General features: G+C 45.4%; 6 protein-coding genes. 3 read left to right on the top strand and 3 right to left on the bottom strand.

The window, feature by feature from the left end; genetic code table 11:
• Positions 1 to 37: 37 nt before the first annotated feature.
• Both LX99_RS05745 and LX99_RS05740 read right to left on the bottom strand, forming a co-directional pair.
• Positions 38 to 685, bottom strand: a complete 648-nt coding sequence (locus LX99_RS05745) for a CatB-related O-acetyltransferase (protein ID WP_109607011.1) — start codon at positions 683 to 685, stop codon at positions 38 to 40.
• Positions 686 to 967: 282 nt separating this feature from the next.
• Positions 968 to 1,528, bottom strand: coding sequence for a DUF6252 family protein (locus LX99_RS05740; RefSeq protein ID WP_146203068.1), 561 nt, complete (start codon positions 1,526 to 1,528; stop codon positions 968 to 970).
• 166 nt (positions 1,529 to 1,694) lie between these two features.
• Here LX99_RS05740 and ppnP point away from each other — a divergent pair, with 166 nt between their 5' ends.
• The 3 genes from ppnP (at position 1,695) to LX99_RS05725 (ending at position 8,559) form a co-directional block, all read left to right on the top strand.
• On the top strand, positions 1,695 to 1,976 hold the full coding sequence (ppnP, locus tag LX99_RS05735; protein WP_022833505.1) for a pyrimidine/purine nucleoside phosphorylase: 282 nt from the start codon (positions 1,695 to 1,697) through the stop codon (positions 1,974 to 1,976).
• Between the two features lie 583 nt (positions 1,977 to 2,559).
• A complete protein-coding gene (gltB, locus tag LX99_RS05730; RefSeq protein WP_109607010.1) occupies positions 2,560 to 7,077 on the top strand; it encodes a glutamate synthase large subunit in 4,518 nt (1,505 codons plus the stop codon).
• A gap of 3 nt (positions 7,078 to 7,080) precedes the next feature.
• Positions 7,081 to 8,559: a glutamate synthase subunit beta gene (locus tag LX99_RS05725; protein WP_109607009.1), complete on the top strand. Its 1,479-nt coding sequence runs from the start codon at positions 7,081 to 7,083 to the stop codon at positions 8,557 to 8,559.
• Positions 8,560 to 8,657: 98 nt separating this feature from the next.
• Here LX99_RS05725 and LX99_RS05720 read toward each other — a convergent pair whose 3' ends face one another.
• A complete protein-coding gene (locus tag LX99_RS05720; protein WP_109607008.1) occupies positions 8,658 to 12,206 on the bottom strand; it encodes a TraB/GumN family protein in 3,549 nt (1,182 codons plus the stop codon).
• Positions 12,207 to 12,421 lie beyond the last annotated feature (215 nt).

Genomic DNA, 12,421 nt, shown 5'->3' with positions numbered 1-12,421 from the left:
TTATTTAAGTCATTCAGATAACTTATATCGAAATCTTTCATCCCGCCAACTCAAGCCCTTCCACATCTCCCGAATTGATCAGCTTGATATGCTCACTGATCTTTTCGGCGCTCCAGTCCCACCATGCAATTTTTAACAGGCGGGCTATTGAGGCTTCATCAAACCGCATGCGGATTATTTGCGCGGGGTTGCCGCCAGCGATGGCATAATCGGGCACATCTTTAGTCACTACCGCCTTTGTGGCAATTACGGCACCATTGCCAATTTTTACGCCGGGCATTATAGTGGCTTCATAACCAATCCATACATCATTGCCTATAATAGTATCGCCTTTAAAAGGATATTTATCATGGAGCGTGGCACCTTCATTAATCTTTTCCCAACCGTTGCCGAATATGGCAAACGGAAAGGTAGATATGGGTTTCACCTCGTGGTTAGCGCCATTCATAATAAACTTAACACCCGATGCAATGGCGCAAAACCTACCGATCACCAATTTATCGTTCAGGAAATCAAAATGATAAAGTACATTTTTCTCGAAGTTGAAAGGATCGTTGTGATCGTCATAATAGGTATAATCGCCCACTATAATATTGGGGCGCGTGATGATATTTTTAAGAAAAACCAGGTTTTTATAGGCAGCCAGCGGATGCACCACCGCCGCGTCAGGGCCATGTTGTGTCATAAAATAATAATGAAAGTTTATTTGAACAAGCTGTTTAAACAGCAACTATGAGGGATATAACGACCTGTGATCCCTATTCTGGTGGATAAAAAGCTATTGCCTACAGGCCGGTTATATTACCATTGGAGTAATGCCTTATATGGTGAAGGCAGTGCTAAGATATATTTTTTGAGGAAATACGTCAAGAATGGGGGCAAAATTCAGGAAAGAAGCAGTTAACGCATCAGCACACTTCCCGGACACCGGTAAAATGACTGCCCGGGAAGTGTGTTTTTATTGACATTAATTTACGGCAAAAGTATAGGGTAGATTAGTAAAGCTCCCGCCTGCAATTTGTTGTGTAGTAACTGAAGCTACAGACCCGTCAGTATTATAATTCACTTTTCGTGAATAGAAAGAATAAGTGCCTGTGATCAGGTTTTTTGTCGGATCAATAGCAGTAACGATAATTGAACCGGAACCAGGCTCAACCGTACCTACCTGCTCATAAACATTATCATCGTTAATTTGATAATACCCCATCTGTACGCGTGAAGTATTATCCACCTTATAAGTAGCCAGCGGAAATGCATTGGCGCTTGTAACTGTAGCGTCGCTTAAGGTGATCGTCCATTTCACACGCTTTGAATCTGCTGTTCCCTGAACGGCGAACGTTTTGGTTTTGGCAGCGGCGTTATAGGTTATGGTAGCGGTAACATCATCAGGAATCCATGAGGTACCGTTTATAGTGGCAGCAAGTATTTGATCGGAGGTAGTGGAAGCAGAAGTAACAACGTCCTTTTTACAGCCCTGGAATATGATAGCCGATAAAACGAACAGCATCAATAGTTGAATTTTCCTCATATATAAATTTTATGCAAATAACGATGTTTAAGAAGTAATAATTACAACCGAAATTACTTTTTTCACATATTTTAACATTCGCCGTTTTGCGTACTGATGATAGTTTAAACGCCAATTATAATACAAATCATTTTATTTCTCCATATTAGAGCGCAAATTTTTAAACATGATTAACGTAAACGAATACTTTGAAGGGGCGGTCAAATCACTGGCTTACAATACGCCCCAGGGCCGGTCGACCATTGGCGTGATCGAACCGGGAGAATATGAATTTGGCACCTCAAGCCATGAAACCATGACCGTTATTGAGGGCGCATTGGAAGCGTTGTTACCCGGCGCAGCCGAATGGAAAACCTATACTAACGGACAAGTATTTGAGGTTGAAGCCAATACCTCATTTAAAGTAAAAACCGGAGTGCAGAGTTCGTATCTGTGTGTTTATAGATAATGTCTGAATCAGAATTTACAGAATTTTAGGATTAACAGAATGACGTTAACCGACATTTCCAATTCTGAAAATTTTATCATTCCGTAAATTCTGATTCAGACAACTTGCTAACCGGCTTTTTTACCTCCGGCACACTCAAGGGCCGGTTATTGTCTGTAAAGCTTTTACACCTCTGTTGCATTCCTGGATTTCTAATAGTTGCCTTTTCACTCCTTCCCCAAACAATTCGACTTCCGGCCATGATCCATGAACCATCAACCATGAACACCTACCCTAATCCCTACTAACCACATAGAAAAACGCCACAAAATTTTATTTGGTTTTAACAAAAACGGCAGCTTTAATAAATGTATTGCACAAGTTTGGTATAACTTTATATTGATTCTAAATTATTTTTTTCGTACTTTCATTTTACATATCATAATATTCACTTCTTTTTGTTGAGAGAATGTTAAATATTTATGATTTAAATAATCGATTTTTTAGAAATCTTTAAAAATTACCGTAAATTTTATAATTTATTTGAGTTTTGGTAACTTCGTGGTTACACCCCTTATAAATTATAAACGGTTTAATTTAAACAATGGATCAAACTGATAGCCACCAGGGTCTGTACAGACCGGAATTTGAACACGATTCGTGCGGAACGGGATTTATTGCCAATATAGACGGTCATAAAACCAACCAGATCATTGATAACGCCCTGACCATGCTCGAAAACATGGAACACCGCGGCGCGTGCGGATGCGACCCCGAAAGCGGGGACGGTGCAGGTATATTGATACAACTGCCCCATGAGTTTTTAATGGAAGAATGCTCAAACCTTGAGATCAGCCTGCCCGAACCGGGCGAGTATGGTGTGGGTATGATTTTCCTGCCGAAGGATTCGGCCCAGAAGAAGGCCTGCCGCACTATTATTAACAATGCCATTGAAAAATTAGGCTTACATAAATTAGGCGAACGTAAACTGGTTGTCGACTCGTCGGTTATTGGCGAAACCGCCCGCCAGGCCGAACCGGACGTGGAGCAGATCTATATCGCCCGTCCGCACCATATTACCAATGCCGATGATTTTGAGCGAAAGCTTTTTGTACTGCGCAGGTATATCAACAAAACCATTACCGAAACTGTACCCGGCGGCTCTGATAATTTTTATTTCACCTCGTTAAGCTGCAAAACCATCATTTACAAGGGCCAGCTTACTACTTACCAGTTACGTAAGTATTATTCAGACCTTTCTGATCCGCGTATCGCGTCTGGCTTTGCCATGATCCACTCGCGTTTCTCAACCAATACATTCCCTTCGTGGAAACTGGCCCAGCCATTCCGCATGATCGCTCATAACGGCGAGATCAATACCTTAACCGGTAACCTGAACTGGTTTTATGCCGGTCTTAAATCGTACGCGTCGCCATACTTCACTGCCGAAGAGATGGATATGCTGCTCCCGGTGGTAGATAACAACCAGTCGGATTCGGCCTGCCTGGATAATATTATCGAGGTATTGTTGCACTCCGGCCGTTCATTACCGCATGTAATGATGATGCTGGTACCCGAGGCCTGGGATGGCAACGAAGCTATGGATCCGCTTAAAAAAGCATTCTACGAGTTTCACGCCACTTTAATGGAACCATGGGACGGGCCCGCTGCCATTACCTTTACCGATGGTAAACTGGTAGGCGCGCTGCTTGACCGTAACGGCCTCCGTCCGTTGCGTTTCGTGATCACCAGCGATGGCCGTGTTATCGCGGCATCAGAAGCCGGTACCCTGGCTATCGACGAAAGTACCGTTTTACGTAAAGGCCGCTTACAGCCCGGTAAGATGTTACTGATCGATACCGAAAAAGGCCGCATCATTACCGACGAGGAAATTAAAAAGCAGGTAGCTTCCCAACAGCCTTACGGCCGCTGGTTAGAAAACTATAAAATTAACCTGAGCGAGCTTTCTGAACCACGTTTAGCCTTCGCCAGTCTTTCTGAAGCTTCGGTTTATCGTTACCAGCAGGTATTTGGTTACAGCCGTGAGGATATCGACACCATCATTAAACCGATGGCGCTGGATGGCAAAGAGCCGGTAGGTTCGATGGGAACCGATGTACCCTTGGCTATCCTGTCGGATAAACCGCAACACCTGTCAAGCTACTTTAAACAGTTCTTCGCGCAGGTAACCAACCCGCCTATCGATCCCATCCGCGAGCGGCTGGTGATGAGCCTTGCTACCTTTATAGGTAACAACGGTAACCTGCTTGACGAAGATAAAATGCATTGCCATTGCGTAGTGCTGAAACACCCGATATTGAAAAACCACCAGTTAGAAAAACTGCGCAGTATTGATACAGGCCTGTTCCATGCAAAAACGCTGCAAACATACTTTAAGGCTGATGGCCTGCCAGGCTCATTAGAAAAAGGCCTTGCCCGCCTTTGCCGCTACGCCGAAGATGCTGTTGACGACGGTTTTGAGGTATTGATCCTTTCAGACCGCGCGGTAGATTCGGAGCATGCCCCTATCCCTACCCTCCTGGCTACATCTGCCGTACACCACCATTTGATCCGCAAAGGACGCCGTGGTTCGGTAGGCCTGGTTGTTGAAACCGGCGACGCATGGGAAGTTCACCACTTTGCCTGTTTACTGGCCTTCGGCGCAACTGCTATCAACCCTTATTTAGCGCTTTCCACCATCGAAACGCTGAAAAACAACGGTAACCTGGAAACCAGCTACGATCTTAAAAAACTGCAGAACAACTACGTTAAATCCATTAACGATGGTTTGTTGAAGATCTTCTCTAAGATGGGGATCTCCACCCTACAGTCATACCACGGCGCGCAGGTATTTGAGATCCTGGGCATCAACAAAACTGTAGTTGATAAATACTTCCACGGCGCGGTTACCCGCATAGGCGGTTTAGGCCTTGATGAGATAGCCCGCGAAGCGCTTTGCAAACACAAAATGGGTTTTGAGGCCAAAGGCGCCGATAACCTGTTGCCTGAAGGCGGTATTTACCAGTGGAAACGCCGCGGCGAAGCCCACTTGTTTAACCCAACCACCGTACACCTGTTGCAGCATGCTACCCGCACCAACAGCTACGAGGTTTATAAAAATTACGCCAAAGCGGTTAACGAGCAAACCGAAAAGCATTACACCATCCGTGGGTTGCTTGATTTTGCCCACCACCGCGAATCCATCAGCATTGATGAGGTTGAGCCGGCCGAAAGCATCATGAAGCGTTTCGCAACAGGCGCCATGTCGTTCGGCTCCATTTCACACGAGGCGCACAGCACCATGGCCATCGCCATGAACCGTATTGGCGGCAAAAGCAATACCGGCGAGGGCGGAGAGGATGAAATGCGTTATGAAAAACTGCCCAACGGCGATTCATTGCGTTCGGCTATCAAGCAGGTGGCGTCAGGCCGTTTCGGGGTAACCTCAAACTATCTGACCAACGCCGATGAGCTGCAGATTAAAATGGCACAGGGCGCGAAACCAGGCGAAGGCGGTCAGCTTCCGGGCCATAAGGTTGACGACTGGATCGCTAAAACCCGTCACTCTACACCGGGTGTAGGTTTAATCTCGCCGCCGCCGCACCACGATATTTACTCTATCGAAGATTTGGCACAGCTCATCTTCGACCTTAAAAACGCCAACCGCGCCGCACGCATCAACGTAAAGCTGGTATCAAAAGCCGGTGTAGGCACTATTGCGGCAGGTGTAGCCAAAGCACACGCCGATGTGATCCTGATTGCCGGTTATGACGGCGGTACAGGCGCATCGCCAATCAGCTCGATCAAACACGCGGGCTTACCATGGGAACTGGGTTTGACCGAAGCGCACCAGACATTGGTACGCAACAAACTGCGCAGCCGCGTGGTACTGCAAACCGATGGCCAATTGAAAACCGGTCGTGACCTGGCTATCGCAGCCCTGATGGGCGCCGAAGAATGGGGTGTAGCTACCGCTGCCCTGGTTGCAGGCGGCTGTATCATGATGCGTAAATGCCACCTGAACACCTGCCCTGTGGGTGTTGCCACACAGGATCCTGAACTGCGTAAACTATTCTCGGGCAAACCGGAGCATATCGTGAACCTTTTCCGCTTTATGGCCGAAGAATTACGCGAAATTATGGCCGAGCTTGGTTTCCGCACCATCCATGAAATGGTTGGCCGTGTACAATTCCTGAAAGTGAAAGATAACCTGCAAAGCTGGAAAGCCAAAAAGATCGACCTGAGCGGCATTCTGCACCCGGTTACCAATACCAAAGGCATGACCTTGTACAACAGCGAAGCACAGGACCATGGTATGGCCAACATCCTTGACTGGAAACTGATTGAAGCCGCCAAACCCGCTTTAGCAGATAAAACCCCGGTATACGCTTCATTTGATGTGATTAACGTTGACCGTACCATTGGCACTATGTTATCAAACGAGATCTCGAAGGTTTACGGTTCAGCAGGTTTGCCTGATAATACCATCAACTTTAAATTTAAAGGTTCGGCAGGTCAAAGCTTTGGGGCATTCACTACCAGGGGTGTTTCTTTTGAACTGGAAGGTGAAGCTAACGATTATGTAGGCAAAGGCCTTTCGGGCGCACAGATTGCGGTTTACCCGGCAGCTAATGCTACCTTCACGCCGGAAGAAAACATCATCATCGGTAACGTAGCCCTTTACGGCGCTACCTCGGGCGAGTTGTTTGTAGGCGGTATGGCCGGCGAACGTTTCGCGGTGCGCAACTCGGGCGCAACAACGGTAGTTGAAGGTATTGGCGACCACGGCTGCGAATACATGACCGGCGGCCGCGCGCTTATTCTCGGCGCTACAGGCCGCAACTTCGCGGCAGGTATGAGCGGAGGTATTGCATGGGTGTACAACCCCGAAGGTACTTTTGCCGACAACTGCAATACCGAAATGGTTGATCTTGACCCGCTAAGCGCCCGCGATGAAGAAGAAATTCTGACCCTGCTGCGCAAGCACATCACCCTTACCGGCAGCAAGCTGGCGCAAAAAATACTGAACAACTGGAATGAGGCATCAACCCGGTTTGTGAAAGTATTCCCGAAAGAGTATAAAAAAGTATTAGAGAAACTACAATATCAAACTATAGGCTAAGAAATGGGAAAACCTACAGGATTTCAGGAGTTTAACCGCGAACTGCCATCAAAAGTTCCGGCTGCTGAACGCGTTAAAAATTATAACGAATTTGTGAATTTATACTCTGAAGAGAAGCTGAACCAGCAATCTGCAAGGTGTATGAATTGCGGTATCCCTTTCTGCCATTCGGGATGCCCTTTGGGTAACATTATACCTGAGTTTAACGATGCGGTGTATCGCAAAAACTGGGAAGAAGCTTACCATATATTGTCATCAACCAATAACTTCCCCGAGTTTACCGGCAGGATCTGCCCCGCCCCATGCGAATCGGCCTGTGTGTTAGGCATTAACAAACCTCCGGTAGCTATCGAGGAAATTGAGCGCCATATCATCGAGATCGCTTACGAGAAAAAACTGGTTAAGCAAACCGCCCCGCTTATTAAAACCGGCAAAAAAGTGGCCGTGGTTGGTTCTGGCCCTGCAGGGCTTGCCGCCGCCGCGCAGCTGGTAAAAGTGGGCCATACCGTTACCGTTTACGAACGTGACGACCGTGCAGGTGGTTTATTACGCTACGGCATCCCTGATTTTAAATTAGAAAAATGGGTGGTTGAGCGCCGTATTGAAATAATGGAAAAAGATGGCGTTGTATTTAAATACAACAGCGAAGTTGGCGTGAACGTAGCAGCCGACGAGCTGGTTCGTAACAATGATGCCGTGATCCTGGCCGGTGGCTCAACCATTCCGCGTAACCTGAACATTCCGGGCCGCGAGCTGAAAGGTATCCACTTTGCTATGGATTTCCTGAAACAGCAAAACAAACGCGTAAGCAATATTGATGTTACCGCCGAGGATATCCTGGCTACTGATAAAGATGTAGTGGTAATTGGCGGCGGCGACACCGGATCGGACTGTGTGGGTACTTCAAACCGCCAGGGCGCCAGGTCAATTAAACAATTTGAGGTGATGTTTCAGCCGCCTGCGCAGCGTACGCAGCACATGCCATGGCCAACTTACCCCATGATACTGAAAACCACCAGTTCGCACGAGGAAGGCGCTGATCGTTTCTGGGGCGTTAATACTTTGGAGTTTCTGGGCGACGAACAAGGTAACCTGCGGGCACTCAAAGTGGTTGATGTAGAGTGGGAACAGGATTTTATGGGCCGCCCGGTTAAATTCAATGTAGTTGAAGGCTCGGAGCGCGAAATTCCGTGCCAGCGGGTATTCCTCGCTATGGGCTTCCTACACCCTCAGCACGATACTTTCATCAGCCAGTTAGGCGTTGAACTTGACGACCGCAAAAACGTAAAAGCCAAAGAAGGTGTTTACCGAACCAATGTAAGCAAAGTATTTACAGCAGGCGATATGCGCCGCGGCCAGTCGCTGGTGGTTTGGGCCATCTCCGAAGGCCGCGAGGCAGCCCGCAAGGTTGACGAATTTTTGATGGGCCACTCTTTACTGGAAAGTAAAGACGGGGTTAACCAGTTTGAGCAGGTATTTTAACTTCTGATATCGGATTTTCGATTTCCGATTTATGACTCCATAAGAACAATAAAGCCGGGCGTGCCCGGCTTTATTGTTCTTATGATAATCCTATTCACTTACTTTTTTACAGCGGCTTTCTGTTCTTCTTCATTTTGCTTTTTGAGTTCGCCAATCATCTTTTTAGCCTGCTGTTGCCAGTTCACGCCTTTTTCGGCCTGTTGTTCATAAGCATGGTAGCTGCTAAAATCAAGCTTAGGTGAACCCGGCGTGTATGGGCCGCTGATGGCCAGTTCAGGTGTATCATCCTCATTGTAATAATATTTATAGCTAAAAACGTAAAACAGTTTGCCCTTATCGGCAACGGTACCCAATAATTTCAGTTGCCCGGGAGTTTCGTCATCATTGTTCGTTACGGCGTTTTGATAAACACATAATTTGGCAAACGCAGCCTGGGTTTTGTATTTGGCAGGTACGCGCGCCAGCATCTTTGTCTTATCAAGGGTAGCCATCAAATCGTATCGCTGTGCAACGCTATCCAACAGTTTGTTTAATACCACATCGCTAACGGCAAGCTTGTTTTTAATTCGGGTTGTTACCGCCGTTAACAATTGTTCATCAATATTGTTTCGTTTTACAAGCTTAGCCGTAAAGGCCGCCGTAATGGGTTGCCCGGTTACCTTTTTCATTAACAACATATAGTAATAAACCGGCAAATACATATCTGAAGCCGTACTATCATTTTTACGCAGGTACTTATCAAGATCAGCATTGGCAAAAGCGGTTAAATCGCCGAAATGATTACGAATAAATTCATCATATTTTCCTTCATCTATCATGGATTGAAAAACATAAAGCAGCCCTGGGCGGTACGATTCATTTTTTAAAAGCGGGATAATGCGGCTGTAATTAGCAACCACAAATTCAAGTGAATCGGTAAGCGGCACAAAAGTGTCATAATTGTACCTCCCTTTAAAATCAGTTTCGCTTGTAAGCAGATCAAGATAAACCTGGTAACCCTTTTTCCGGTCAACATGAGTTATTGTTTTCAGGATCGATGGCTTCAGGTTATCGTTAATATCGGGGCGTTTATATAACGCCGTTAGTTCACCAATTGTCTTATCATCGTGAACCGCATTCAGCACATTAAGCAATTTATCCCCCGGCCCATCGTATGCGCTATCGGCAGGATAATTTATTCGCAGCGCTTTGTACACATATGGCAGTTCATCTTTTTCAAATTTATAATATGACAGGGCACCCTTAGCTTCGCTATAAGTAAGTGAATCGGTCGAGGTAAGGTCGGCCGTTATCATTGCCGCCTTAGATGAGCTCAAATCCAAATGCTTTGTATCCTTCACCTTTTTTAGCGAATTAAAAAACTCATTGCTGGTTTCGTTAAACAATTCTTCATCGGCAACATGTGTGGCCATGTAAAAAAAGTCGTCGTTATCAATAAACAGGCGTTGTCGCCTTTTATCACCGGTCGATTTATTTTGTGAGATAAATTCCCTGCCTTTTATCTGATCAACCACAACCGTATCAACTTTTAAAAGCGAATCGGTGTAGGGCACAAAGCGCGATAAAAGCTCGCTGTATATCGAATCGGCATTTGCTGCGCGGTAGTATTTGCTGATATTGGTATGCTCAATACCGTACACTCCCCCCGAACCTGTATTGGTTGAATAAGTGGTTAACGATTTTTTCAGGAAAGTACGGTAATCAGGTATCGAATCGCGTATAAAGCGTAATTTTTCAAACATGGTCACTGTAAAATCCGTACCTTCAATAGCATACGTAACAGCCTGAGGTTTTTTGTAAGGGATAAGCTTAAACGATTCGAAAAAATCATCGCCCGGGGGCAACGCTTTTCCTTCTTCCAGATTTTGTTTCATCAACAAATAAATACGGTTGCCGCGCGCCATCAGCCTAATGCGGCAATAATATTTATCTAAAAGCTTAAAGTCAACTTCACGGCCTTCGTACCCCTCAATCATTATCTTATGAGGCTTGCCAAGCATAGTGCCTTTACCTTTAAACTCGTTGCCCAACGCATCAAACAATTTTGTCTTATCGGCCAGATAGGTTCCTTTGGGATAATCATTATAACGTACCAGGTAACCCATCAGGTTAACACTATCCATAGCCATATAAACCTTGATATTAAATGGTTCGCTCTGCGTAACAATAGGACTGGGAACATTTCTAACCATCACTGTAGGTTCAACAGGCAAATGCACGATAAATGCACCGGTATCATTTTTAAATGTTTTCCAGGCTGGGTTGGCTTTGGGTGTTATTTTAAATGTTTTAAATGAGTTAAAAAAACGATCAGCATAAGGTGTGTAAAGGTTTTCGAGCTGGGTACCGGCATACAAAAGATAAAGATAATTATTGCTGAACAGTATCCTGAACCGTAAATAATCGCCATTGGTGCGCATCAAAATCTCGCTGCCCTTAATACCATTTACACTAACCGGTTTATTGCTGATGATATGATTTGCCTGGTTTTTTTTAAATGAATTAAACATACTCCGGATTACGGCACTTTCATCGGCAGGTTTGGTATCAGAGCCTTTCAGGATAGCATAAGCGCCAAAAAACACCTCGTTAGCAATATCTGTATAAATTACGGACGGCAGACCCAAAAAAATGTTGGTTTTTTCTGGCGTAAACGGCAGCTCGAACGAATAACCGTCCTGGTTATCAACATAGGGCTTCCAGTTAAGTTTGGTATAATCCGTATTGAAACGATTAGCAACGCCCGTAAAATCAGCCTTAACCGGCTCTACGGTATAACCTGCATTTCGCAGCAACTCGATAAGCCCGTGCGGCCCCGGCAGGTGGGCGGCCCCCACGGCAGAAAATAACGTTTGGTGGTGGATGTGGCTTACAATACTGTTCAGCATCACCTGGTTACGGGCTATCAGTTTATCATCATTAAGCTCGCCGAGATTTAAATATGCAGCCAGTTTATTGAGGTTACCGGTGCTGTATATTTTTATCATTTCCTCTTCGCTATCAATAGCTTCGGCATCATTATCATCCACAAGGCTTCTGATACGTTCCTTGATATCAGAATTGGCACCGAAATACCCGTCGAAATGCTGGGCGGTATTTTCAAGACCGTAAATGCTCTTGTTCATTCCATGCGCAACGCCATATAAAAACGCATCGATAAATGTCTTTTTATCGTCAGGGCTCTTTTTTTCGGGCCGCATGATCGATTCAAGCTGAATCGGGTCGATATTATTGCCCATGGCATAGCCATTTTTTTGCTTAAAGCGCCTGGCAAGCCTGGCGTATTCTTCCGGCGATAGCATATCCCGCAGCCCCCGGCGATTATCTCTGTCGGCCAGCGTTGAAAACATTTTGCTGATCATCGTATCGGGATGTATCTCAAGCGCGAAGGCTTCGCTTTTTTGTATGGCCAGCATAACCGAATCGCTGAAGCCAAAAACACGCTTATCCTTAACATGCATGGTACCAAACAAATACGATGGCTTTTTAAGTCCTTTACCACTTATTCGCCATAAAAGGGTATAATCTTTTTTTTGCTGTGCGATAGCGGGAGTTATCAGTAAAAGCGCTGATGCTGCAAATAGCAAACGTTTAAAAATTGCAGAAAATGAAAATACAGCAGATTGCGATAAGTAAAATTTAACCATAATGTATTGTAACAGGGTTTAAGTAAGTTACAAAGATACGTGATTGTAACATTACCTTGATACGGGGCCGATAAGTTTATAAAAACATAACATAAGTAAAAAGAGCATGCATGTGTTTAGGTGCAATTTCATTCGCTGCTATTGTAAGCTATCATCCAAATGGTGGTCGTTGGTTAGCCATCGCTTATAAATCATCATTTAATTACTGCGCAGGA

It is taken from the genome of Mucilaginibacter oryzae (assembly GCF_003148845.1).
Taxonomy (GTDB): domain Bacteria; phylum Bacteroidota; class Bacteroidia; order Sphingobacteriales; family Sphingobacteriaceae; genus Mucilaginibacter; species Mucilaginibacter oryzae.
This window is presented reverse-complemented; position numbering and strand designations above follow the sequence as displayed.

What these genes read in the sequence shown, in the direction of transcription:
- LX99_RS05740 (WP_146203068.1), bottom strand. Translation starts at nt 1,528, where the DNA reads ATGAGGAAAATTCAACTATTGATGCTGTTCGTTTTATCGGCTATCATA.
- LX99_RS05720 (WP_109607008.1), bottom strand. Translation starts at nt 12,206, where the DNA reads ATGGTTAAATTTTACTTATCGCAATCTGCTGTATTTTCATTTTCTGCA.
- LX99_RS05745 (WP_109607011.1), bottom strand. Translation starts at nt 685, where the DNA reads ATGACACAACATGGCCCTGACGCGGCGGTGGTGCATCCGCTGGCTGCC.
- ppnP (WP_022833505.1), top strand. Translation starts at nt 1,695, where the DNA reads ATGATTAACGTAAACGAATACTTTGAAGGGGCGGTCAAATCACTGGCT.
- LX99_RS05725 (WP_109607009.1), top strand. Translation starts at nt 7,081, where the DNA reads ATGGGAAAACCTACAGGATTTCAGGAGTTTAACCGCGAACTGCCATCA.
- gltB (WP_109607010.1), top strand. Translation starts at nt 2,560, where the DNA reads ATGGATCAAACTGATAGCCACCAGGGTCTGTACAGACCGGAATTTGAA.